This is a genomic window from Thalassospira sp. A3_1 (assembly GCF_017744215.1).
GTDB classification, from domain to species: domain Bacteria; phylum Pseudomonadota; class Alphaproteobacteria; order Rhodospirillales; family Thalassospiraceae; genus Thalassospira; species Thalassospira lucentensis_A.
Map to the genome: position 1 here is coordinate 627,232 of NZ_JAGHQQ010000001.1, position 24,713 is coordinate 651,944.

General features: G+C 54.7%; 25 protein-coding genes and 1 pseudogene. 7 read left to right on the forward strand and 19 right to left on the reverse strand.

Annotated features, from left to right (window positions below):
• The first annotated feature begins 34 nt into the window (after positions 1-34).
• The gene (locus tag J7395_RS02855) at positions 35-886 is read left to right on the forward strand and encodes a 1-acyl-sn-glycerol-3-phosphate acyltransferase (RefSeq protein ID WP_209220460.1); all 852 of its coding nucleotides are present in this window, start codon (positions 35-37) and stop codon (positions 884-886) included.
• Positions 887-960: 74 nt separating this feature from the next.
• Here J7395_RS02855 and J7395_RS02860 read toward each other — a convergent pair whose 3' ends face one another.
• From J7395_RS02860 to J7395_RS02885, 6 genes are all read right to left on the reverse strand, one after another.
• A complete protein-coding gene (locus tag J7395_RS02860) occupies positions 961-1,896 on the reverse strand; it encodes an EamA family transporter (protein ID WP_209220461.1) in 936 nt (311 codons plus the stop codon).
• A complete protein-coding gene (locus tag J7395_RS02865; protein WP_209220462.1) occupies positions 1,896-2,456 on the reverse strand; it encodes a gamma-glutamylcyclotransferase in 561 nt (186 codons plus the stop codon). Before J7395_RS02865 ends, J7395_RS02860 begins: the two co-directional genes overlap by 1 nt.
• A 43-nt stretch (positions 2,457-2,499) precedes the next feature.
• A complete protein-coding gene (locus J7395_RS02870) occupies positions 2,500-3,381 on the reverse strand; it encodes a DMT family transporter (protein WP_062961285.1) in 882 nt (293 codons plus the stop codon).
• Positions 3,382-3,470: 89 nt separating this feature from the next.
• Positions 3,471-4,436 (reverse strand): prephenate/arogenate dehydrogenase family protein, encoded by a 966-nt coding sequence (locus tag J7395_RS02875; RefSeq protein WP_209220463.1) that lies wholly within the window; start codon positions 4,434-4,436, stop codon positions 3,471-3,473.
• Between the two features lies 1 nt (position 4,437).
• On the reverse strand, positions 4,438-5,535 hold the full coding sequence (gene hisC / locus J7395_RS02880; RefSeq protein ID WP_209220464.1) for a histidinol-phosphate transaminase: 1,098 nt from the start codon (positions 5,533-5,535) through the stop codon (positions 4,438-4,440).
• A gap of 54 nt (positions 5,536-5,589) precedes the next feature.
• Entirely contained in the window at positions 5,590-6,483 is an 894-nt protein-coding gene (locus J7395_RS02885) for a chorismate mutase (protein ID WP_062961288.1), read from the reverse strand.
• A gap of 177 nt (positions 6,484-6,660) precedes the next feature.
• Here J7395_RS02885 and J7395_RS02890 point away from each other — a divergent pair, with 177 nt between their 5' ends.
• The 4 genes from J7395_RS02890 to J7395_RS02905 all read left to right on the forward strand — a co-directional run bounded on the left by J7395_RS02890 (position 6,661) and on the right by J7395_RS02905 (position 9,761).
• On the forward strand, positions 6,661-7,821 hold the full coding sequence (locus J7395_RS02890; protein WP_062961289.1) for a homoserine O-acetyltransferase: 1,161 nt from the start codon (positions 6,661-6,663) through the stop codon (positions 7,819-7,821).
• A 3-nt stretch (positions 7,822-7,824) separates the two neighbouring features.
• Positions 7,825-8,469, forward strand: coding sequence for a methionine biosynthesis protein MetW (gene metW, locus J7395_RS02895; RefSeq protein ID WP_209220465.1), 645 nt, complete (start codon positions 7,825-7,827; stop codon positions 8,467-8,469).
• A gap of 120 nt (positions 8,470-8,589) precedes the next feature.
• On the forward strand, positions 8,590-9,459 hold the full coding sequence (locus tag J7395_RS02900; RefSeq protein WP_209220466.1) for a hypothetical protein: 870 nt from the start codon (positions 8,590-8,592) through the stop codon (positions 9,457-9,459).
• A gap of 11 nt (positions 9,460-9,470) precedes the next feature.
• Positions 9,471-9,761 (forward strand): hypothetical protein, encoded by a 291-nt coding sequence (locus J7395_RS02905; RefSeq protein WP_209220467.1) that lies wholly within the window; start codon positions 9,471-9,473, stop codon positions 9,759-9,761.
• On the opposite strand, the gene moaE is transcribed toward J7395_RS02905, so the two are convergent.
• The 6 genes and pseudogenes from moaE to J7395_RS02935 form a co-directional block, all read right to left on the reverse strand.
• On the reverse strand, positions 9,758-10,216 hold the full coding sequence (gene moaE / locus J7395_RS02910) for a molybdopterin synthase catalytic subunit MoaE (RefSeq protein ID WP_209220468.1): 459 nt from the start codon (positions 10,214-10,216) through the stop codon (positions 9,758-9,760). The genes J7395_RS02905 and moaE overlap by 4 nt on opposite strands.
• 26 nt (positions 10,217-10,242) lie before the next feature.
• Complete coding sequence (gene pgsA, locus J7395_RS02915; RefSeq protein ID WP_209220469.1) at positions 10,243-10,794, reverse strand: CDP-diacylglycerol--glycerol-3-phosphate 3-phosphatidyltransferase; 552 nt, start codon at positions 10,792-10,794, stop codon at positions 10,243-10,245.
• 152 nt (positions 10,795-10,946) lie between these two features.
• Positions 10,947-12,782, reverse strand: a pseudogene (gene uvrC / locus J7395_RS02920) (excinuclease ABC subunit UvrC); the annotation flags it as partial.
• A gap of 523 nt (positions 12,783-13,305) precedes the next feature.
• Positions 13,306-13,731: a dihydroneopterin aldolase gene (gene folB, locus J7395_RS02925; protein WP_051682075.1), complete on the reverse strand. Its 426-nt coding sequence runs from the start codon at positions 13,729-13,731 to the stop codon at positions 13,306-13,308.
• A 61-nt stretch (positions 13,732-13,792) separates the two neighbouring features.
• Positions 13,793-14,551 (reverse strand): SDR family oxidoreductase, encoded by a 759-nt coding sequence (locus J7395_RS02930; protein WP_209220470.1) that lies wholly within the window; start codon positions 14,549-14,551, stop codon positions 13,793-13,795.
• 173 nt (positions 14,552-14,724) lie between these two features.
• Complete coding sequence (locus tag J7395_RS02935; protein ID WP_209220471.1) at positions 14,725-15,687, reverse strand: calcium/sodium antiporter; 963 nt, start codon at positions 15,685-15,687, stop codon at positions 14,725-14,727.
• A gap of 320 nt (positions 15,688-16,007) precedes the next feature.
• Between J7395_RS02935 and J7395_RS02940 the strand changes: the two genes are divergently transcribed.
• Positions 16,008-17,768, forward strand: a complete 1,761-nt coding sequence (locus tag J7395_RS02940) for a cation:proton antiporter (RefSeq protein WP_209220472.1) — start codon at positions 16,008-16,010, stop codon at positions 17,766-17,768.
• A 61-nt stretch (positions 17,769-17,829) separates the two neighbouring features.
• Here the strand turns inward: J7395_RS02940 and phoB are convergent, their stop codons facing one another.
• From phoB to J7395_RS02975, 7 genes are all read right to left on the reverse strand, one after another.
• Entirely contained in the window at positions 17,830-18,525 is a 696-nt protein-coding gene (gene phoB, locus J7395_RS02945; RefSeq protein ID WP_007091986.1) for a phosphate regulon transcriptional regulator PhoB, read from the reverse strand.
• Between the two features lie 17 nt (positions 18,526-18,542).
• Complete coding sequence (gene phoU, locus J7395_RS02950; protein WP_062951343.1) at positions 18,543-19,265, reverse strand: phosphate signaling complex protein PhoU; 723 nt, start codon at positions 19,263-19,265, stop codon at positions 18,543-18,545.
• A gap of 21 nt (positions 19,266-19,286) precedes the next feature.
• Positions 19,287-20,090, reverse strand: a complete 804-nt coding sequence (gene pstB, locus J7395_RS02955) for a phosphate ABC transporter ATP-binding protein PstB (protein ID WP_062951342.1) — start codon at positions 20,088-20,090, stop codon at positions 19,287-19,289.
• A 1-nt stretch (position 20,091) separates the two neighbouring features.
• A complete protein-coding gene (gene pstA / locus J7395_RS02960; RefSeq protein ID WP_062951337.1) occupies positions 20,092-21,441 on the reverse strand; it encodes a phosphate ABC transporter permease PstA in 1,350 nt (449 codons plus the stop codon).
• Entirely contained in the window at positions 21,434-22,813 is a 1,380-nt protein-coding gene (gene pstC, locus J7395_RS02965; protein WP_062951336.1) for a phosphate ABC transporter permease subunit PstC, read from the reverse strand. Before pstC ends, pstA begins: the two co-directional genes overlap by 8 nt.
• A gap of 132 nt (positions 22,814-22,945) precedes the next feature.
• Positions 22,946-23,974: a PstS family phosphate ABC transporter substrate-binding protein gene (locus tag J7395_RS02970; protein WP_097051536.1), complete on the reverse strand. Its 1,029-nt coding sequence runs from the start codon at positions 23,972-23,974 to the stop codon at positions 22,946-22,948.
• A 165-nt stretch (positions 23,975-24,139) separates the two neighbouring features.
• Positions 24,140-24,343 carry a hypothetical protein gene (locus J7395_RS02975; protein WP_209220473.1) on the reverse strand — a complete coding sequence of 68 codons (204 nt, stop codon included), beginning with the start codon at positions 24,341-24,343 and terminating at the stop codon, positions 24,140-24,142.
• Between the two features lie 57 nt (positions 24,344-24,400).
• Here J7395_RS02975 and J7395_RS02980 point away from each other — a divergent pair, with 57 nt between their 5' ends.
• Complete coding sequence (locus J7395_RS02980; protein WP_062961298.1) at positions 24,401-24,691, forward strand: hypothetical protein; 291 nt, start codon at positions 24,401-24,403, stop codon at positions 24,689-24,691.
• The last annotated feature ends 22 nt before the right edge of the window (positions 24,692-24,713 follow it).

The following is a 24,713-nucleotide window of genomic DNA, read 5'->3' on the forward strand; positions in this document are numbered from 1 at the left end:
ACCCTTTGACGAAGTGTTTGAAGGATCTGTCTGCATGAGAGCCCTGCGCGCGTTTTTGTTTAACGTGTTGTTTTTCGCCGGTACCGCAGCATTGTGCATTGTGCTCATTCCGGTGATGCCGTTTGGCCGCAAAATCAATCAGTGGGTCGGCCACACGTGGTGTCGCCTGACACAGGGAATGCTGGCGACGTCGGTTGGCATGTACAGGCGTATTCGCGGCCTTGAAAACCTGCCGAAAGGCCCGTGTATTCTGGTTGCCAAGCATCAGTCTGCGTGGGAAACCCTGACCTTTCATACGGTTGTGCCCGACCCGGCCTATATCCTGAAAAAGGAACTGACCCGCATCCCGTTGATGGGGCAGTTTCTGTTGCTGTCAGGGCAGATTGCGGTCGACAGATCGGCCGGATCATCGGCCCTGAAAGACATGATCAAGGGTGCCGAACGTGCCCTTGCCGATGGCAGACAGATCGTGATTTTCCCCGAAGGTACGCGCACGCCCCCCGGGTCGGATCGCCCCTATCACCCGGGCATTTACGCGCTTTACAAGGCTTTCCCGAATATCCCGGTCATTCCGGTCGCGATTAATTCCGGCATGTTCTGGGGACGGCACAGCTTCATGAAATATGGTGGCGAGGTCACCATGGAATTCCTGCCCGCGATGGAACCTGATCTGGATCGCAAAACCTTTATGAAGGCGATCAAGGGCAGGATTGATGACCGCACCCGTGAACTTGAACGCGAAGCACAAACCGAATTCAACCTGCCGACCCTGACATCCCGTGACGTCGAGATTGAGGAAGCCCGCGAAAAGGCCGAAGCCGAACAGCAGGAAGCCAAAACCGCAATTCCGATGAAATCCATCGACAAGGAAAAAACGCCTTCCTGATCAGACGGTTGTTTCAAATGCAAAAGGCCGGATTTTTGTCCGGCCTTTTTCAATTCCATCCCTCTTTCGGGCAGCTATGCCTTTCGGCGTGTTGCCTGCCAGATACCAAAGGCAATCAATGCGATCCCGCCCAGATGGTAAAGATGCAGTTCCTCGCCCAGAAAGATGATGGCAAGAACACTGGCGAAAACCGGCATCAGATACAGGAACACGCCGGCATTTGCCGGGCCGACAACCGCAACGCCCTTGTTCCAGAACAGATAACCCAAAAAGGCTGGTCCTGCCCCGATATAGAAAATCTTCAGCATATCGGGCCATGCCGGATCAAGATGCGTAAAGAACGGCTCATTGCCCACGGTCACCGACCAGATATAAAGCGGCGTCAGGAACACCAACCCGATCAGGGCCGAAACGAATACGAGGCTTAGCGGATGCACACCCTGGGGCGCGCGTTTCAAAAGCATTGAATAGGCCGCCCAGACCATTGCCGAAATCATCGCAAACAGATCGCCCGAGACAAAATTCATCTCGGCAAATACCGAAAAATCACCTTTGGCAATAATCACCGCCGTACCAACACCGGCAATCAGCACACCGGCCCACTGGCCAAGCTTGGGTTTATCGGCAGTCAGGAAAGCTGCGAACAACAGAACCCAGACCGGGGTGGTCGCATTCAGAAGCCCGGTATTGACCGCGGTCGTGTTGTAGGCAGCCAGATAAATGACAATCGAAAACATGAAAACACCGGTTGTTCCGATCAGGAACATCGACATTTTATGATCAGCCATCAGTCTCAGATCGCGTTTAAGGTGCGGAATACAGACCGGAAACAGCAATACGGCAGCCACAACCCAACGCCAGAACGCCAGCGCCTCAAGCGGCACCGTGGCATTCACCCCGCGGGCAACCACGTGGTTTGATCCCCACATCATCGCGCAGGCAACCAGCATCAGATAGGCTGCCATCATCGGTGTGTTTCCACCTTTTGACATCGTGGTGGCATTCGACATCAGATACCGGCTCCCATATTGATCTCACCGTATTCGCGGCGCACCAGATCCATCAGATCGTGCAATGGCGGGTCGACAATTCCCATCTGATCCAGATGACAGACCGTATTTTCAAGATATTCAAGGTTCGGGCCGATATTGCCGTGTGCCGCGACAATGATTTCAACCGCCGTCCGGACCGGCAGGTTCCCGGCAAACTGTTCATGCGTTGGATCGGCGACATAGGTGTGCGCAATGACCTTGCGTCCATCAGAAAGCTCGACCTCGACATCGGCGGGAATATAGGTGTTGGTCACCAGTTCGCGTTCATCCAGATAGGCCTTGACCAACGGCCAGTCGCCCGGCGCGATCCGGAAGGCATTGCCCACACATTCCCCGCCAACATTCAGCCCCAGAACCAGTCCCGGATTTTCCGGTGTGCCGCGATAATGATGGGAATATATGCAAAAGGACCGGTGATAGCCGCGCAGCGTCGCGCGTGCCCGTTCTTCAAATTCGAAGCCCGGCCGCCACAGCAGCGATCCATATCCAAATACCCATCTTTCCTGGGGCTCAGTCAAAATTTCCTCCGGTCATGCTGGTATTTTATGTCCGGTTCTGAACCTAGCGTTTCACCATCACCAATGCCACCCCGAGTGCGGCAATTGCAAATCCGGCAAAACCGAGCAGGCCCAGATGTTCATCAAAAAGCAGCCAGGCAAAGAAGGCAGCCGTGGGCGGGACAAGGTAAAACATGCTTGCAACCCTTGTTGCTTCGCCCTGTTTGATCAAAACCATCAGCAGCATGATCGCCCCAATTGACAGCACCAGAACCAGCCATGCCATCGCAAGAATGAAGTTCATGCTCCATTCGATCACCAAGGGTTCCTTGATCAGGGCCACTAGCCCGACAAAGGCCGCTGCGGCGATATACTGGATAACCGTACCGCTCATCAGGTCCATGCCCGTGCAGAACCGTTTCTGATAAAGCGTCCCGGCCGTCATGCCAAACAGCGCCATGATGGCAAGCCCGATGCCAAAAGCGGTAATACCGATGCCGTCACCGATTTTGGGCAACAGAACCAAAGCCACACCAATCAGGCCAAGAACAAGCCCGGCCCACTGACGCCCGCTGACACGTTCACCCAGAAGGGCACCAACAACCGATGCCGTCACAACCGGCTGCAACCCGACGATCAGCGCCGCCAAACCCGACGGAAGCCCCGTATCAATCGCCCAGAAAACGCCGCCCAGATAAATCCCGTGAACTAGAACCCCGGTCGTACTGATATGGGCAACCTGTCGCCAGCTTTTGGGCCATTTGGCACCCAGCAGCGAAATCACCGGCACCATCAGAACGATGACGATGGCAAAACGGGCAAACAGAAAGGTAAATGGTTCGGCATAGGGAAGACCGAACTTTGCGCCGACAAAGCCCGTGCTCCATAGGAACACAAACACAAACGGCATGATCCGTGCAAAAGCCGGATGATCGGTGGCAGGCATGACGTTCCCCTTTTTCCGGCGAAAGATGCTGTTTGGGGCGCATCTTTCCGCCCGACGACGGCCTGCCATTTGCAAACCGTGAAAATTGATTATTTATCGGTCTTGTTTTTGCCCTTGGCGTCGCTTTGGCGGTCTTCACCCTCGGCCGAGAAATTGGTGAAATACTGCCCGGCATCGACAATACCACGGCGAATTTCGCGTGTACGGGTGAACAGGTCGAACAATTTTTCGCCCTCGCCCCAACGGATCGCACGTTGCAACGCCATCAAATCTTCCTGAAAACGGCCAAGAACTTCAAGAACAGCTTCGCGGTTATTCAAAAACACATCCCGCCACATCGTCGGATCGGACGCGGCAATACGGGTAAAGTCACGGAAACCGGATGCGGAAAACTTGATCACTTCCTGACGCAGTGCGTCTTCAAGATCGGTTGCCGTCCCGACGATGGTATAGGCGATCAGATGCGGCAGATGCGATGTGATACCAAGAATGCGATCGTGATGATCGGCATCCATGCATTCGACTTTCATGCCACATGCTTCCCAAAGGGCCTGCACACGTGCGGTCGCACTTTCCTTCTCCCCCGGAACCGGGGTCAAAATGCACCAGCGGCCTTCAAACAGTTCGGGAAAACCGGAATCCGGTCCGGAATGTTCGGTCCCGGCCAACGGGTGGCCCGGTACAAACGAAACACCTTCGTCAAGATGCGGGGCGATATCGCGAATGACCGCCTGTTTGACCGACCCGACGTCGGAAACAATCGCCCCCTTTTTAAGTTTTCCGGCAAGCTGGGCGCCAATGGCTTCATTGGCGCCCACCGGGGCACAGATCATCACCAGATCGGCATCTTTAACCGCTTCCTTGATGTCGCAATAGGCTTCATCGGCAATACCAAGCTCAAGCACCCGGTCACGGGTAGCTTCGGAACGCACGGCACAGGTGATTTTTTTCGCCAGACCATCGCGCAGAATGCGACGCGCCAGAGACGAGCCAATCAGCCCCATGCCGATAAAAGCAACGGTATCAAAAAGCGGTTCGGATGCGGTGTTGGTCATTTTACCTGTTCACAAAGTCTTTGATCGCCTTGAGGCAGATTTCCATTTCTTCCTTCGTACCGATCGAAATACGAAGCATCTGCGGCAGGCCATAGGCACCGATTTTGCGCGGGATAACGCCCTGTGCCATCATGAAATCATTGGCAGCATCGGCGTTCTTGCCTTCTTCCTTGGGGAATTCGACCAGAACAAAGTTGCCATAGCTCGGATGGGCGATCAGACCGTCAATCGCGTTCACCTGATCGCGGAACCACGCCAGCGTTTCGGCATTGTGACGCACGCAGGCATTGACGAATTCATCATCATCAAGTGCCGCAAGACCGGCTTCCTGTGTCGGAAGGGCCACGTTAAACGGATTACGCAGGCGTTGCAGAACATCGGCAATATCAACCGGCGCATAGCACCAGCCAAGACGAATGCCGCCAAGACCATAAATCTTGGAAAATGTGCGGGTCATGACGGTATTTTTACCGGCACGCACCAGTTCCTCACCCGCAGAATAATCTTCCTGACCGGTCATGAATTCGGCATACGCCGCATCAACGACCAGAACGATATCTTCGCGCAGGCCATCACGCAGGCGCTTCATTTCCGCATCATTGATGTAGGTGCCCGTCGGATTGTTCGGGTTCGCGACAAAAACGATTTTGGTTTTTTCGGTCACAGCGGCCAGCAACGCATCAATGCTGGTGGTCATATTGGTTTCGGCCGCAGTCACCGGAACCGCACCAACACCCTTGGCTGCAATCGGATACATCAGGAAGCCATGCTGCGAATACAGCACTTCATCTCCCGGACCGGCATAGGCACGGATCAGAAGAGTGATCAGTTCGTCCGAACCGGCACCGCAGACAATCTGATCGGCTTCAAGATTGTATTTCTCGGCCAGCTTGTTACGCAGCGCCTCGCAACCACCATCGGGATAGCGATGCAGCTTTTCAGCCGACTTGCGGAGCGCCTCGATGGCCTTGGGGCTCGGGCCAAGCGCGCCTTCGTTCGAAGAAAGCTTGATCACACGGGTTGCACCATCGGTGCGCGACTTGCCGCCAACATAAGGCGCAATATCAAGAATGCCGGGACGTGGGGTGGGCGCAGACATTTCCTAGTTTCTCCCAGTGGGCAGGGCCGGTGACAATCAACCGGCCGGTGACAATCAACTCAGCGCGTCTTCGGGAATCGGCACGCCATAGGCACCAACAACACTGAGCCCTTCGGGATCAAGCCCCTGATCGGTCAGTGCACGCTGAAACACTTCTGCGCGATTACAAAAGAATCCCGGCACATCAACAAGAACAAAACGGCGATCACCGGTTTCATCAGCAGAAAAGCCAAGGATTGCCGATCCATCGATGCCATTCGCAATTTTTTTGCGCGCCGTATCCATCGAAATCTCGTTTGGCAGGCTGACGATAAACAGCGTGCGATCATCCCCGCTTTCTTCAAGCTCGATCGCCGCAAGGACAAATCCTTCGGTCTGCTCGCCTCGTCCGACCGGACGCCCGCCAAATGGCAGTTTCGAAACAATGCGCACCGGGCTGTCATCGGACAGCAAAGTCCACCACGGCTGTGCTTCGCCAAGTTCCGGTTTCGGGAACACGCCGACCGCCGCACGACCTTCTTCAAGGGCGTAAAATGCCTCGCGCGGGGTATCGAATTCGACGATTTCGTTCAGGCAGCCAAAGTTAAGGCGCGCAAGTTCCCAACAATCAACACCATCGGCATTGCGGCAAAGTGCAACCGTATACGGCGCTTCAAGGCGCGTTCCCGCCGCAATCATTTCGCGCCAGATCTGGATCAAGGCCGTTTTCGGAAAGGCACCATCGTGACGGTCAACCAGCGTGCGCATGATGCGGGCTTCACGTGCCGGACGATAAGGCACTTTTACCTTGCCACCCGCGGCAATCACCCGGTCCTTATAGGCCCCGACAGCCTGAACCACCTTTGTGCGCCGGATGATCAGGGATTGCAGTGCCTGATCGATATCATCGATTTCCGCCCTGAGCCCGTTCAGGTCAAGATTTGCTAAATTTTCGTCGCTTTGCGCCATGATCCGCTCTTTTCTCAAACGGCGCCCAGTATTAGGACAGGGCAGCCGAAAAGCAAAGAAAAGATTGACTAAATCCCGGTCTATTCCTAGCTAGAACAGGCTTGTTTCCTTCGATAGCAAGGAACAGCCAACCTTGCCTGCAAGAAAAACAACCTAATCAAAGGGAAACGGACATTCATGTCGACCGCCGCCAGCACGGATCAGCGCAGCAAACTTCCCGGCCATCACATGGTTCTTGGGGAAACGGAAAAGCTGCGCCTTGATAGCGGCATCGAATTCGGGCCGTTCACCATTGCCTATCAGACATACGGCGAACTTAACGCCGACAAGACCAATGCCATTCTGGTCTGCCATGCATTGACGGGTGATCAGTATGTCGCCGACGAAGTCCACCCGATCACCGGCAAGGAGGGCTGGTGGCGTGAAATCGTCGGGCCGGGCAAAATCATCGATACCGACAAATATTTCGTCATCTGTTCGAACGTGATTGGCGGCTGCCTGGGCAGCACCGGCCCCAAGGAAATCAACCCGGCCACCGGCAAACCCTGGGGTCTTGATTTCCCGGTGATCACGATTGCCGACATGGTGCGTGCGCAGACCATGCTGATTGATGCATTGGGCATCGATACCCTGTTTGCGGTTATTGGCGGTTCGATGGGCGGCATGCAGGTTCTTGAATGGTGCAAAAGCTATTCCCATCGCGTTTTCGCCGCCGCCCCGATTGCAACCAGCTTCCGCCATTCGGCGCAAAATATCGCGTTTCACGAAGTCGGGCGTCAGGCGGTCATGGCCGATCCGGACTGGTGCGGGGGCAATTACCTGCTGGAAGGCAAAAAGCCGTCCCGCGGGCTTGCTGTGGCACGCATGACCGCGCACATCACCTATCTGTCGCAACCGGCTCTGCATCGTAAATTCGGCCGCAAGCTTCAGAACCGCGGGGCGATCACCTATAGCTTCGATCACGATTTCCAGATCGAAAGTTATCTGCGCCATCAGGGCAAAAGCTTCGTCGACCGGTTTGATGCCAACAGCTACCTTTATATCACGCGGGCGATGGATTATTTCGATCTGTCCGCCGATGCCGAAGGCCGCCTTGGCGAAGCGTTTGTTGGCTGCAAAACCCGTTTCTGCGTCATCTCGTTTTCCAGCGACTGGTGCTTTACCACTGCCGAAAGCCGCCAGCTTGCCCACGCATTGAATGCATCATCGTGCAATGTCAGTTGCGTCGAGATCGAGAGCGACAAGGGGCATGATGCCTTCCTGCTCGACGAGCCGGATTTCCATATGGTGTTAAGCGGCTTTATCGAAGGCGCTGCTGAAATCCGGGGATTGAAATAGGTTATGAATCACTCTTTACCAAACGCTACCGGCGTTATCCCGAATGATCGCATTCGTGTCGACCTGCAGCTTATTGCTGATATGGTCGAACCCGGCACACGTGTACTTGATATCGGGTGCGGCGATGGTGAATTGCTGGGCTATCTGACGCGCAGCAAAAATGTGGATGGCCGTGGGCTTGAGCTTTCCAACGAGGGGGTGCGCAACTGCGTGGCACAGGGTCTTCCGGTGATGCAGGGTGATGCAGATCGCGATCTTGGCGATTATCCCGACGGGGCGTTTGATTACGCCATTCTCAGCCAGACTTTGCAGGCAACCAACCGCCCGAAACAGGTCCTGACCGAACTGCTGCGCATCGGCCAGAAAGCCATCGTTTCCTTTCCTAATTTCGGGCACTGGCGCGCACGGTTTGATTTGATGTTCCGCGGGCGCATGCCGCAAAACCCGAACCTGCCGATCATGTGGTACGAAACCCCGAACATCCATTTTTGCACCGTCCGGGATTTCGTCACCCTTTGTGATGAGTGCGGCTTTAAAATCGAACGATCGATGGTGCTTAATGAAAGCGGATCGAAAGTCAGTCTCGACAGTCATTCCCGGCTTGCCAATTTCTTTGGCAATCAGGCGCTTTTCATGCTGAGCAAATAGCACCTGCCGGTATCCGGATTTTAAAAGGCCGCAGCAAATCTGCGGCCTTTGTTATTTTTGCCATCACATTTTGCACCTGTTCCCGTCAGATGACGAGCATGATCACGTGATGGGGACGTTATGGCAGTTTCATCGATCTACCAATTCACACGCAAAGCAGTCCTGATTATTGGCATCGGGCTTTTGGCCGCCTGTTCGCAAAAGGCCGAAACCCTGAAAATCACGGTCACCCAGTTTGGCAGCGCGACCGAGGATGCCTTTGATGCCTATGGCACGGCACAGACCGCGCAATTTGCACCGACACCAAAATCGCAAAATGCCCGGCAATCCGAATTCATCACAAATATGGAAGCCTTCACCGGCAAGGTGACGCCGTCCAATCTGCCCACGTTGCTTGATCCGGATGCGGTTAAAATAGATCCGAATGTTGCGCAACAATGGCAAAAGACACTGGCCGACCTGCGCAGCCAGTATCGGCAATTTGTCGCAATTTTCGATCAGGTCGAAGGCGGGTCGGCCCTTGGGGCATCGGCAGTCACGGATTCCGGTTCGATCCTTGAAAAACTGCGCAGTCAGCTTGACGCCATCACCAGCGATCTGGCCAAAGACCCGCCGCAATATCTGGTACGTCGCGGCACATTGATCGCCGAACTGAACAAAATCCGTTCCGAACCAAACGATGATGACGACGCCAAATCATTGCGTCTGCAAATCTGGTGGCAGGACTGGCAGGCTCTGATGGCCGAGGAAAAGCTGCTTCAGACACATACGCTACGCAGCTTCATGACGGCATCCTCTCTTGGCGCGCATCTGCAAAATCAGATCAACAGTTACGCGAAACTCGATGTAACCGCCCTGATTGGTGCGGCCGAACAGGGCATCGCACTGGCTGGAGAAGTTCGTAACCTGCCACCGGCTGAACTTGTTGCGCAGGGCAGCAACCTGCTTGAAACCGCCACCGGTAGTGCAACCGCGATACCAGCACAATAGGGAGTATCACCATGAGCAATCTTGATGAATTGATAAGGGCCGCCAAAGCCAGCTTCATTGAAATCGACGCGGCCTATCAGTCGGCAGATATCAACGAAAAACTTGTGATGGCCGAAACACGCAATAAAGCCGCTGATCAGCTTATAACACTTCAGGCAAAGCGGTTGATCCAGAATGCATCGGTGATCACCGATGCGGATATAGCCGAAATGAAGAACCTTAAAGACCGGATCGATGATGCCGCGCAAATCCAGACAGCCCTTCTTCAGTTTGTCGGGTTGCTGGCAAAATTTGTCGGTTAATCGGTTTTCCAGCGATCAGCATCGGCATCGTCCGATGCCTTCGCCGTGACCCAATGATCACCTTGGGCGGTTTCTTCGCGTTTCCAGAACGGGGCCTGGGTTTTAAGAAAATCCATGATGAAGTCGCAAGCCTCGAAGGCGGCGCGTCGATGGGCCGACAGGGTTATCACCAGAACGATCCGTTCACCGGGCAACATGCGGCCAAACCGATGCACGATCCGCACATCATCAAGAGGCCAGCGATTGGTGGCTTCGTCTGCGATCTTTTCAAGTTCGCGTTCGGTCATTCCGGGATAATGATCAAGTGTCAGGGCGGAAACGCTGTCCCCACCATGGATATCACGCACCAATCCGACGAAACTGACCGCCGCCCCGATATCGGTACGACCTTCGGTCAGGGCTGCCAGTTCGGCACCCGGATCAAAATCCTGTTCCTGAACAGATATACGTGCCATGCGCGACCTGATCCTTCCGATAGGTGTCAGTCGAGATGCTTGAGCCCGGTGCGAAGATAGATATACCCTGTCTGAACCGTCACCAGGCCGGCAATCCACAACAGGATATCACCGATCAGGATCGACGGGATCATGTCGGGCGACGCATCACCGACCAGAAGAAACCCGATGGCAAGGATTTGTGCCGTGGTCTTCCATTTCGCAAGCACCGTCACCGGCAGCGGAACTTTCAGTTCGGCCAGATGTTCGCGCAAACCCGACACCATGATTTCGCGGCACATGATGATCACGGCGGGCAAAATGGCCAGACCGGAAATACGTTCAAACGCCACCATCATCATCAGGGCAGCAGCGACCAGAAGCTTGTCAGCAATGGGGTCAAGGAACCGGCCAAGCGGCGAGACAACATTCATGCTGCGCGCAAGGTAACCATCAAAAAAGTCCGTCACCCCGGCAAAGGCAAACAGCGCAAATCCGATCCAGTTACCAACCGGTCCGCTGATATAAAAGGACGCAACCAGAGCCGGAATCACAATGATGCGCGACAAGGTTAGCAGATTGGGAACCTGGTTTTTCATAAACGGGCCTGTTTGCGGGTATTGTATCGAACGGTCCGGCGAAGCGTTTTCTGTCTCCCCGATGCGAGGCAATTATTAATGTCTCCGGGCAGTTACCACAAGTGCCGTGTTCAATTGCAACAAACCTGTTATGAAACAGCCGGTAACCGGGATCAGTTTTCGCCGTGGAAATGATCGTAAATCTTGCGAGCAAGGGCGGCACTAATACCGTCCACCGCCTCAAGATCGGTCAAACCGGCATCCGCCACCCCGCGTGCCGACCCGAAATGATGCAGCAATGCCTTTTTGCGTGCCCCGCCAACGCCGGGCACATTATCCAGAACACTTTTGCCGATCTGCTTGGACCGTTTGGCGCGATGTGTGCCAATCGCCCAGCGGTGGGCTTCATCGCGCAGACGCTGGATGAAATACAGAACCGGGTCCTGCATATCGAGGCGCACGGGCGGCTTTCCGGGGATATGCAGGACTTCCTTGCCCGCATTCCGATCAACACCCTTGGCGACCCCAACCAGCATCACATCTTCGATTCCCAAATCCTCAAGCACTTCGCGGGCAACGCCAAGCTGCCCCAAACCACCGTCAATCAGGCAAAGGTCAGGCCATGTGCCGTTTTCCCGGTCCGGATCTTCCTTTTGCGCACGGGCAAAACGTCGGGTCAGAACTTCTCGCATCATGGCAAAGTCGTCACCCGGTGCGATGTCGCCCTTGATGTTGAATTTGCGATAGGCACTTTTCATAAAACCCTCGGGCCCGGCAACGATCATGCCGCCGACCATGTTGGTGCCCTGAATATGGCTGTTATCGTAAACCTCGATCCGTTCCGGCGTACCGTCCAGTTCCAGTTTATCGGCCAGATCTTCCAGCAATTTGCGCTGTGACGCGCTTTCGGCCATACGACGCCCCAGCGCATCCTTTGCATTGTTCATCGCATGTTCGACAAGCTTGCGCCGACCGCCGCGCTTGGGCACCTGCAGGGTGATTTTGCGGTTATTGTTGATCGACAACGCGGTTTCGACCAGTTCCTGGCCTTCGATCTCGTGCGACAGCAGAACCTGTTTCGGGGCCGGTTTATCGGCATAGAACTGCCCGACAAAGGCCGACAGGATTTCGGGGATCTCAGCCCCCTGTTCATGACGCGGGAAATAGGACCGGTTGCCATAGTTCGACCCGGACCGGAAGAAGAACACCTGAACGCAGCTTTGCCCACCTTCGTGATGCAGGGCAATCACATCGGCCTCTTCAACGCCTTCAAGATTGATATCCTGATGCGATCGTATCTGGCTTAGGGCACGGATACGGTCGCGATACATCGCGGCCTGTTCAAAATCCATGCGTTCGGATGCCGCCAGCATGTCGGTTTCAAGCTGTTTGAGGATTTTCTGGCTGCGCCCGGTCAGGAAGTCGCGGCAGATATCGACAAGCCCGTCATATTCGGCCTTGGCAACCCGGTCCACACACGGCGCGGAACAGCGTTTGATTTGATACAGCAGACACGGGCGCGAGCGGTTGGCAAACACCGCATCCGTGCAGGACCGCAGCAAAAAAGCCCGCTGCAGATGATTGATCGTGTTGTTCACGGCCCAGGCGGACGCAAACGGCCCAAAGCAACTGCCATCCTTGGCCCGTGCCCCGCGATGTTTGACGATGCGCGGATAATCGTGATCCTCGGTGATCAGGATATAGGGAAAGCTTTTGTCATCGCGCAGCAGGATGTTGTAACGCGGTTTAAGCTTCTTGATCAGGTTGGATTCAAGCAGAAGCGCTTCGGCTTCGGTATGGGTGGTGATGATTTCCATACGCACCGTCTGCGCGACCATACGGGCAATCCGTATCGGCAACTGCATCAGACGGGTATATGCCACCACACGCTTTTTAAGGTTCTTGGCCTTGCCGACATAAAGAACCCGGTCCTTGTCATCGATCATGCGGTAGACACCCGCCGATCCCGGCATGGTTTTCAGCGCATGTTTGATGGCCTCGACACCACGCGCAGCTCCCCCGTCATAATCATCGCTCTCAAGCGACAATCCGATTTCCCGAGCGGGGTTTTCGGATGGGGTTTCAGGCTTCATCAGGCGTCTCCGGCAGATTTATTAAAAATCAAAAGTTGTGATGGCCGTCACTTCTCAAAGTGGCTTCCGACAATACTCAAAAAGATTAACGCCGCAACATCACTTCACAGAATCGCGACCGGAAAAAGATGTCCACCAAGGCTGTGGATAAGTTTGTGGGTAATAGGGGGGCTCTTTGCTACACCCCTTGAGAGTCTTAACGTTCTATGAAGTGCACATTTATTGAGCAAACAAGTTAAGTTATTGATTTAATTCACAAAAAATACTGTCAACCTGAAAACATTCGGTAATAGAGGAGTCAAAAAAGAATATTTTCCTTTGATTCCACGTCCCCAGGTGCTTGTGCATAAGGGCGGCAGCGATTCGGCCCAGAGGAATCACAGAGTCCCCGTCCAAAACCGTTAACAAAAGTAAATTTTACGCAGATTTACCGATGCGATCAGCGCGCGATATTAAAGCGCTCTATTTCGACCCCGACCGCCGCAACGTCGTCAAAGACATCAAGCTTTTCAACCCGGACGTTTACCTTGCGCACCCGGCGATCCGCCAGGCACATATCGGCCAGTTTTTCCCCAAGGGTTTCCACAAGGTTCACATGACCGTCACGGCAGATTTCCCGCGTGCCTGTCACCAGATCCTCGTAGCTTAAAACAGTGGCAATATCGTCATTCTGTACACCTTCGCCTTCGAGCACGGCAAGATCCAGATTGATGCGCACCCGCTGCGGGGCATGTTTTTCGTGGTCATATACGCCAATGGATGTCTCGACCACCATGTCGCGAACGAATACACGACGCAAACTGCCTGCATGATCTGCATAGGGCAGTGTCGTAATGTTATCATCCTGCTTAAGGCCTGCGGTCATGGTCTGGTCTTCCTTGTGCTGCGCTTCTGCGGCCAGATGTCCGGAACCCAAGCCCGATGCATCATTCCTCTGGCATATTCTGTTCGCCACTGGGCGCCCAATTCAGGTGCTGCCCGCCGTCAAGCGCTAACATTTGCCCGGTGATGGCTGGCGCGGCAAGGAAAAATCGTACCGCGTCGCAAATCTCTTGCGGGTTTGTCCCAATTTTCAGGGGAGTCTGATCGCATTGCTGATCGAAAACTTCCTGTGTTTGCCGAACACTAGGCAATGCCGGACCGGGGCCAATGGCGTTGACCCTGATTTGCGGTGCCAATGCCAGTGCCAGCGTCTGGGTCAGGGTCCAAAGACCTGCCTTGGACAAGGTATAGGTCATGAAATGCGGTGTCAGATTCCAGACGCGCTGATCAATCAGGTTGATGATGGCACCCTTGTACCCGTCCGGTAACCGTTTAGCGAAATCCTGCGACAGCACGAACGGCGCACGCAGATTGGCTTCCATATGATAGTCCCAGCCTTCACGCGTGGCAGTGCCAATATCATCATATTCAAAGGTGGATGCGTTGTTGATCAGAACGCCAATCGGGCCCAGTGCAGCCGTTGCCTCGCGCACGACACGCCCGGTGTCTTCTTCCCGGCCAAGATCGGCCGAAATAACGCAGGCACGACGGCCAAGGGCACGGATTTCATCCGCCAGGCTTTCCGCATCCCTGCGCGAGGAATGGCAATGAAGGGCAACATCATATCCCTGCGCAGCCAGATCAAGCGATAAAGCCCGTCCGATACGCTTCGCAGCCCCTGTCACAAGGACCGTTTTCGGCATTATCCCTGTCATCCGGTTTCCATCCCGTCCGTCAAGATGCGTCCCCTTTTCCGGGGAAGGCGGCCGCATTCGAACGCAGGCCGCCATCATTTAGTTCAGTAATTCCGGAACTTACAATCAAACCTGCCTGCCGGTCCATCACCGTGTGAACGGTTTCAGGCACGTAAGACGGATCATGCGGTAACCAGACTTGCGACATATCCAAGATAGGCAAGAACAAAGACAATCCCCGTAATCCGCGACACGCCGCGCAGGAAATAGCCGACAACCAGCAAAAGAACGGTCACCGCCAACATGATCCACAGATCGGATTGCAGTATCTGATCAGGCACCGCAATCGGCGCAATCAGCGACACACCACCGATAATCACCAGCAGGTTCAGAAGGTTTGAACCAACCACATTGCCCAGTGCGACATCGGAATGCCCACGAAACGCCGCAACAATGGACGCGGCCAATTCCGGAAGTGACGTTCCGAACGCGACAAGTGTCAAACCAATCACGGCTTCGGAAACGCCGAACTGACGTGCAACAGAAACACCACCATTCACCAGCAGATCGGCACCATAGGTCAGGGCGACAATGCCGATAACGGTCGCAACAATCGGTTTCAGCCAACCGCTTGGCACCTCGCCAACTTCGTCGACTTCTTCCTCGTGCAGGTGGCTGGCTTCGCCCGGGCTTCTTTTGTCATGCTGGTAGGTGAAATACCAGATCGCCGCCAAAACCAGCAGCATTACCGCTCCTGCCCAACGCTCCACAACACCGAACATGCAAAGACCGATGAACAGAACAGTGCCCAGCAACATGGTCCCACCATCGCGAACAATCATGGTCCGGGACGCTGCGATTGGCTTCAGAACAGCCGTCGCACCAAGGATCAGAAGAATGTTAGCAATGTTCGACCCAACAACGTTCCCCATCGCGATATCCCCCGAACCGGCAAGTGCCGCATTCAGCGACACTACGAATTCCGGGGCCGACGTTCCGGCGGCCACCACGGTCAGGCCGACGATAACCTTGGAAACACCCATTAGCAGTGCAAGACCAACAGCGCCGCGAACAATGAACTCGCCACCAGCCGTCAAAAGCAAAAGACCACCAATAATCTGCAAATAGGGGATGAACTGTTCCAAATGTCAGCCTGCTCGTCTGGGGAAAATTTTGATTATTTCTGTGCCCTTTATCGGGCCAGCGGAACATGGCATTCCGAACACAGAATAGCAAGCCGTGTCGTCCCGCCTCGGAACCCTTTTGGATGGCTGTGTGATGCTGTTCCCACACAGGCAAGCACGCCGAACGTAATCGCCACGGTCGCTTACTCTTAATACGTGTCGTCTACCACAGATGTCTTCGCATACGCGAAATTTCCATAGAAATCATAGGGGTATTTCCGCTATCCTGATTTGAACGAGTTTCCTTTACACGCCCATCTGCGCCGGACGCATATCCCAACATGTCTCACAGCGTTCTTTTCGAACTGTTCCTTGTCCTGACGGCCGCGGTGATTGCTGTGCCGCTGGCCCAGAAATTACGTGCAAACTCGATCATCGGCTTTCTGATCGGTGGTTTTTGCATCGGACCTTTTGGTTTTGGTCTGATCAATGACCGCGAAGACATTTCAACGGTGGCCGAGCTTGGCATTGTCTTTCTGCTATTCATGATCGGTCTTGAACTGTCGCGCGAACGATTGCGCGTGATTGGCGGCCGGTTTGCCACCCTTGGATTTCTGCAAATCGGCGTCACGATGGCGGTGATGTTCGGTGTATTGCTGCTGATCAATTACGATATGCCCGCCTCTATCGTGATTGCCGGAGCACTGGCCCTGTCATCAACAGCCATTATCCTTAAACAGCTTTCCGATGAACGCCAGTTGCATACCCGTTTCGGCCGTGCAGCCCTTGCCATCCTGCTGTTGCAGGACGTCGCGGTTGGTCCCTTCTTGATCATGGTGCAGGCCGCTGGCAAGGCCGGAACCGAAACCAGCCCATGGATCAGCGCGTTAAGTGGGGTCGGCGCTGTTGCCGTCCTGCTGCTGGCCGGTCGTTATCTGCTGCCACGACTGTTTCGTTATATTGCGTCCCTTAAAAATCCCGAACTTTTTGCCATCGGCACCCTGTTTGTCGTTCTGGCTGCCAGTACCCTGACCGAGGCCGCCGGTCTTTCGATGGCGCTTGGTGCCTTCATCGCCGGGGTAATGCTTGCCGAAACCGAATTCCGCCATCAGATCGAAGCCGACATTTCGCCATTTCGCGGGGTTTTCCTGTCGCTGTTCTTCATGTCAGTCGGCATGTCGGTGAATGCCAATGTCGTCATTGGTCAAGCCGGTACCATCATTTTATGGCTGATCGGGTTGCTGGTCGTTAAGGCGGCGGTCCTTTTCGGGTTATCCCTGTTGATCGGCTTTAACCGGGCATCATCGATCCGGGTTGCCATGAGCCTTGCCGCTGGCGGCGAGTTTGCCTTTGTCATGCTGGCACTGGCATCGCAGAATGGCGCGGTTCCGATTGATATCGCCGTAATGCTGATCCCGGTTGTCGCGATTTCGATGGGTCTGACCCCCTCCCTGATTTCATTGGGCCACCGGATCGAACAGAAACTTCATCCCAAGGAAAACGATCAGCTTAGCGAAATTTCAGATGAAACCGATGGCATTCAGAAGCATGTTCTGGTGATTGGTTGCGGGCGTGTCGGCCGGGTTCTGGCCCGTCTGCTGCGTACCAAGGATATCCCGTTCATCGTTCTTGAATCCGATGCCCAGCAGGTTTCACGCGGCCGTGCCGAAGGTCTGCCGGTTTATTTTGCAGATGGATCACGTCCGGAAACATTCCGAGCGGCCCATACAGAACAGGCCCATATTGCCGCCGTTGCCATGGGGAACCCACACGCAACCGAAAAGACGGTTGCCCTGTTGCGCCAGCACTATCCACACCTGAAAATCTTTGCCCGCGCACAGGACATCACCCATATCGGGCCCCTGTCACGCAGCGGTGCGGATGCCGCCATCCCCGAAGTACTCGAAACCGGTTTGCGCCTGTCCGACCATGTTTTGGCAGCCTGCGACATCCCGCAGGAAGATATCGATACCGAAATTGCCAAGTTCCGTCGTGCCGATATGCTTCTGATGAACGAACTGGCGCCACGCACCGCGCGCCAGAAAACCGAAGATCCGGCATCAAAATCGGCCAAACCGGTAAAATCCAGGAAAACCACCTGAAAACAAAAACCCCCATCATAAGGATGGGGGTTTTTCGTTTCACCTTCCGGAATAACCGCGATCAGGCGGCTTCGACATCCAGTGCGTAACCAGCGGCACGAACCGTACGGATCACATCGCGCGTTCCCTTGACGTCATTCAATGCCTTGCGCAGGCGGCGAATATGTACGTCAACCGTTCGGGTTTCGACATAGATGTTCGGACCCCAAACCGCGTTCAGAAGCTGCTCGCGCGAGAAAACCCGCCCCGGATGTTCGAGGAAGTAACGCAGCAGACGGAATTCGGTCGGGCCAAGATGTATGGCCTTGCCGTTACGGCTGACACGATGGGCGGCCAGATCCATTTCGATATCGGAATAGATCAACTGCCCTTGTGGTTGCGCCGGGCCGGATCGGCGAAGCAACGCGCGAATACGCGCCAGCAATTCGCCAATCGCGAATGGCTTGGTCACATAATCGTCGGCACCGGTATCAAGGCCACGGATGCGGTCACCTTCTTCGCCACGCGCGGTAACCATGATCACCGGCAAATCGCGGCTTTCCGGTTTCCGGCGGATCTGGCGGCAAACCTCGATCCCCGACATTACCGGCAACATCCAGTCCAGAAGGACCAGGTCGACATGGGTTTCAGCCAGAATCTTCAACGCTTCGTCACCGTCTCCGGCTTCGACAACCTGCATCCCCTCGCGTTCGAGGTTGTAGCGCAACATGGTTACGATTGCAGCTTCGTCCTCGACGATAAGAACCGTTGGGTCCATCTTCCTATGCTCCAGTGTCACTCATTCGGTTCTACGACAGCGAAATTCGCCGCGTCATTTTTTGGCCGAGTATCCATCGGCAGGTCTTCACCCTTGATCCGGTAATAGATCGTTTCGGCGATATTGGTCGCGTGATCGCCAATACGTTCGATGTTCTTGGCAATAAACAGCAGATGGGTCGATGCCGTGATGTTACGCGGATCTTCCATCATATAGGTCAGCAATTCACGGAACAGGGAGTTATACATATCGTCAACTTCCTGATCACGCGCCCAGACACGCTGGGCCTTTTCCGCATCGCCTTCGATATAGGCGTCCAGAACGTCCTTGATGATTTCCTGGCACAGCTTCGCCATGTTCGGGATCACCTGAACCGGACGGATCGGCGGCACCTGGTTGAGAACCTGCGCGCGCTTGGCAATGTTTTTCGCCAGATCGCCAATACGTTCCAGATCGTTGGAAAGTTTAAGTGCTGTCACCACCTGACGCAGGTCATCTGCCATCGGCTGACGCAGGGCCAGAAGACGTACGGCAAAATCCTGTACTTCCTGTTCCAGCGTATCGATACGATGATCGGAAATAATGACCTTTTCGGCCAGTTCCGAATCCCGCTTCACGATTGCGCGGATCGCAGAAATCAGCTGGCTTTCGGCAAGCCCGCCCATCTGCGAGATGATATTGTTCAAACGGGTCAGTTCTTCGTCAAACGAACTGACGATATGGTGTTTTTCGTCGGCCATCTAAAATACTCCTGCCCGGAATTAACCGAAGCGACCCGTGATGTATCCCTTGGTGCGTTCGTCCTTGGGATTGGTGAAAATTTGATCGGTTTCGCCCACTTCGACCAGCTTGCCGAGGTGGAAGAACGCCGTGCGCTGCGACACGCGGGCCGCCTGCTGCATGGAGTGCGTTACGATCACAATGGTGTAGTTCGAACGAAGTTCGTCGATCAGTTCCTCGACCTTTGCGGTCGCAATCGGGTCAAGCGCCGAGCACGGCTCATCCATCAGGATGACTTCCGGGCTGACGGCAACCGCACGTGCGATGCAAAGGCGCTGCTGCTGCCCACCCGAAAGACCGGTCGCTGGTTCCGGCAGGCGGTCTTTGACTTCTTTCAGAAGGCCTGCCCGTTCAAGCGAGGTCATGACGATCTCGTCAAGCTCGTCCCGCGAGTTCACCAGACCATGAATACGCGGACCATAGGCCACATTGTCATAGATCGATTTCGGGAAGGGGTTCGGTTTCTGGAACACCATGCCGATACGGGCACGCAACTGAACAACGTCGATGGCCTTGTCATAGATGTCACGGTCATCAAGCGTCACCTTGCCGTTGATCGTGACACCGTCAATCGTGTCATTCATGCGGTTCATGCAGCGCAGGAAGGTCGATTTGCCGCAGCCCGACGGACCGATCAGCGCGGTAACCTGACGTTCGACAATGTCAAGATTGACATCGAAAAGCGCCTGGTTGTCGCTATAGAAAAGATTAAGGTCACGGGCCGTCATTTTCGGGCTAGTGACTGACGGCTCTGCCGTCATTGCGCTTTGAGTTACAACAGCCATTTTACCACTTCCGTTCAAATTTCTTGCGCAGATACACGGCCAATCCGTTCATCAGGATCAGGAAGCCCAGCAACACCATGATCGCCGCCGAGGTTTTCTCGACAAAGGCTCGTTCCGGACTGTCAGCCCACAGATAAATCTGCACCGGAAGAACCGTCGCCGGATCAAGCGCGCCCCCCGGAACATCAACGATGAATGCCACCATGCCGATCATCAAAAGCGGTGCGGTTTCACCAAGCGCCTGCGCCATACCGATGATGGTTCCGGTCAGAATGCCCGGCATTGCCAGCGGCAGCACATGATGCGTCACCGTCTGTACCGGTGATGCCCCAAGTCCAAGGGCAGCCTGCCGGATTGACGGCGGTACCGCCTTGATCGCTGCGCGCGATGCGATGATGATCGTCGGCAGGGTCATCAGTGCCAGCGTCAAACCACCGACAACCGGTGCCGAACGCGGCAGATGCATGACATTGAGGTAGACCTCAAGCCCGAGAAGACCGAACACGATGGAAGGTACAGCCGCAAGGTTGTTGATATTGACTTCGACAATTGTCGTGAAACGGTTTTTCGGGGCGAATTCCTCGAGATAAATCGCGGCCAGAACACCGATCGGGAATGACAGGAGAAGCGTCACAATCAGAGTATAGAACGACCCGACCGCGGCCCCCCAGATGCCGGCAAGTTCCGGTTCGCGTGAGTCACCATTGGTGAAGAACCGCGTGTGAAACTGCTTTTCAACAGCGCCTTCGGCGGTCAGGGCGTCATACCAGCCGAGTTCCTGGTCATTCAGGCGACGGTCGCCTTCATCTGTATCTGCGCTGATATAACCCTTGTTGAGCATATCAAAATCGTCACCCGAAATCAGCCAGACCTTGCGGGTCTGTCCAATCAGGCTCGGATTATCAAGCACACGTTGGCGCAGGTCGTAAGATGCCCCGCCCGAAACGATGTCATAAAGGTCACGGCGTTCGCGGCGATCGGTTACATCCGGGAACCGGTTGCGCAATGCTTCCTTGACCAGACCATCAAAATTGGCGCGACCGATAACTGCGGGGTCACCTGTTCCGTCCGGATCGATTTCAGCCGGATCGAAATGAATTTCGAGCTGAACATAGGTCTGGAAGAAGGCGCTATACCCCTTCGAAACAATCGAATAGCCAAGCACGACAAGCGCCATAAGAGCGATGGCAATCGCGCTCAGGCCATAAATCTTGAACCGGCGTTCCGCCGCATACCGCCTTTTGATGTTGCGGGCAATTTTCGGGCTATCCCAGTCAACCGGCGTGTGCAGATTGCCAGAGATCACTTTTGCGGCGGCTCTATCTTCCATAAGCGATGCCATATCAGTCATATTTCTCGCGATACTTCTGAACAACCTTAAGGGCAAACACGTTCAGGCCCAAGGTGACGAGGAAAAGAACAAGACCGAGTGCAAAGGCCGACAGGGTTTTGGCACTGTCGAACTCCTGGTCACCGACCAGAAGCGTCACGATCTGCACGGTAACGGTGGTAACCGCCTGCAACGGGTTGACCGTCATATTGGCCGCAAGTCCGGCGGCCATAACCACGATCATGGTTTCACCAATTGCACGCGACACTGCCAGCAGAACCGCCCCGACAACACCCGGCAGGGCAGCGGGAAGGATCACGTGGCGGATGGTTTCCGACCTTGTGGCACCCAGACCATAAGATCCGTCGCGCAGGGATTTGGGCACCTGCGACATGACATCGTCAGACAGCGACGACACAAACGGAATGATCATGACCCCCATAACGAGGCCGGCCGCAAGCGCGCTTTCGGAACTGACATCAAGTCCAAGAATAGCACCATTGTCACGCAGGAACGGCGCGACTGTCAGGGCAGCAAAGAAGCCATACACAACCGTCGGAACACCGGCCAGGATTTCAAGCGCAGGCTTGGCAAAAGCACGGAATTTCGATGATGCATACTCGCCCATATAGATGGCAGAGAACAAACCGATCGGCACTGCGACAAACATCGCGATCACAGTGATCAGCAGCGTCCCTACGAATAGCGGGATCGCACCAAAGGCCCCTTCGGATGCCACCTGATCAGCACGGATCGCCGTCTGCGGGCTCCATTCCAGCCCGAACAGGAATTCGAGCGGGTTGATCTTGGAAAAGAAATGCAGTGCTTCGAACAACAGCGAGAAAACGATCCCCACTGTCGACAGAATCGCGATCCCGGAACAGGCGATCATCGCATAACGCGCGATACGTTCGACATTGTTGCGTGCCCGCATTTCTTTTGCGATCTTGCGATACGAAAGCGCCAGCCCGACAACCGCCGTACTCAGCATCACGACAACCAGTGCTGCATTTGCAATGGTCTGCAGGTTCGCAAGTCGCTGGCCGGCTTCCACCACTTCCGGATCAACCGACAGATGTTCGCCATTGCCCGCGGCAATCAGCGAGATACTGTTCAGCGCCAGTGAAAGACGGCCCGAGTCACCGGTAATTTCAGCAGGAAGATCAGAAACGATCATCGCTTCGATGATCGACCCCTGAAACACGTGCCAGACCAAAAGCAGCAAAAGCGCGGGAATACCGCACCACATCGCCGTATAGGTCCCGTAATGGGCTGGCAGGGAATGAAGATTGCTGTATCGGCCGCCCGACAGGGCAACGGCCCGCTGCCGCCCGAAATAGAATGACAGCGCGCAAAGTGCAGCAACCGCGAGCAACAGAAAAGTCAGGGACATTTCGATAAATCCGTTTGCCTGGAGGGCCTGTTTAAATCACGAGGAGCCAATAGGACAAAAATAATAAATCAATCAAGCCAAGAAACAAAGAAACCGGTGGCAGCAGGGGCCGCCACCGGTTGAAAGATCGCGTTACATGCTCAGCGGAGCAAGGTTCAGCGCAGCATTGCGAACTGCTTCACGCTCGCTCGCATCCATCGGGATGAGACCACGGTCAGCAAGGTAACCTTCGTCACCAAATGCTTTGTCGGAGGTGAATTCGGTCAGATATTCTTTGATACCCGGAATGGTACCAACATGGGCGTTCTTGACATAGAAGTACAGCGAACGCGAAACCGGGTAATCACCAGCCGAGATGGCTTCGAAGGTCGGCTCGACACCGGCAATCAGGGAACCCTGAAGTTTGTCGCCGTTCTGATCAAGGAACGAGAAGCCGAAGATGCCAAGCGCATCATGGTTTGCTTCGAGTTTCTGAACGATCAGGTTGTCGTTTTCACCGGCTTCAACATAGGCACCGTCTTCACGAACGCCTTTGCAAACTGCACCGTGCTGATCTTTGTTGTCCTTGATTGCTTTGATGGCTTCGAAGGAGTCACAGGCTTCTTCAAGTACCAGCTCGGTGAAGGCATCACGGGTACCAGAGGTCGGGGGCGGGCCGAGAACTTCGATTTTAACGTCCGGCAGGCTCGGGTCGATTTCGGCCCAGGTGCTGTACGGGTTATCGATCAGCGACTTGCCGTCTTTCGAAGGAACGGTTTTGGCCAACGCCAGGAAGATCTGTTCTTTGGTCAGGTCAAGACGCGGAGCATCTTTGGAGTTCGATAGAACGATACCGTCGTAGCCAACTTTGACTTCGGTGATTTCGTTGATGCCGTTTTTGGCACAGGTTTCAACTTCGGACTTCTTGATGCGACGCGAAGCATTGGTGATGTCCGGGTGCTGTTCGCCAACACCGGCGCAGAACAGCTTCAGACCACCGCCGGAACCGGTCGATTCAATAACCGGGGTCTTGAACGAGGTGGTTTTACCGAATTCTTCAGCAACCGCAGTTGCGAACGGGAATACGGTGGACGAACCAACGATACGAATCTGGTCGCGTGCCTGGGCCGCGCCAACAAAGGCAACGCTCATCAGCGCCGCAACAGCAAGAGTCTTCTTCATGGTAAATTCCCCATTGATTGTTCCAAACCGGAACGGTGCAACGATCTGCGAGGCGGACTCTAACGCCGGGTGCTTACGGTATTGCGTCAGTTTTGTTAACGTTATGTGACAACGTATCAGAGATGCAAACGACCTTCTGAAAACCTTTATTTCTCAATGATTTTTTCAAAATAGCGCCTGTGAATAATCAAAGCCGGAACCGGCAATTCCAGGGCTGCATTGTTCGATTTTGACGGACTTGGTTACAAAAACTGTAACATTGCCTAAACGCGGCACTGGAAATTCTTGAGACTGTCTAGCAAACACGCCCAAGCTGCTTTCTGCTTCCCCGACTTTACAAAGCGGGCCGAAAACACGAAGCTTGTTCATAAGATATCAATCCGTTGGGGACAAAGTAGCGCAGAACCGCGCAAAAGGGAGACGATAATGAGCACTTCGCTCGACGAGATTCAGGAACTGATCCAGAAACTTTCCGGCGAGTTGGGCGACATGTCCGAAGCCGCATCACGCCATATTGATGACCTGCATGTCGCGGTTAATAACATTGCATCCCATGTTCTTGCCATGGAAGCCGTCATTGCCGTGATGGCAACAAAGGTCGATGTTAGCGAAGCCGAAGTGCAAAACTGGATTCGCGAGAAAACCGCTGCCTTCGCCGAAGATAGCAGCGAAGGTTCCGCCGCCGAAGGCATCGCCACCAGCCTGCTTGCGAAATAAGCGGCTTTACAACGCATCCGCC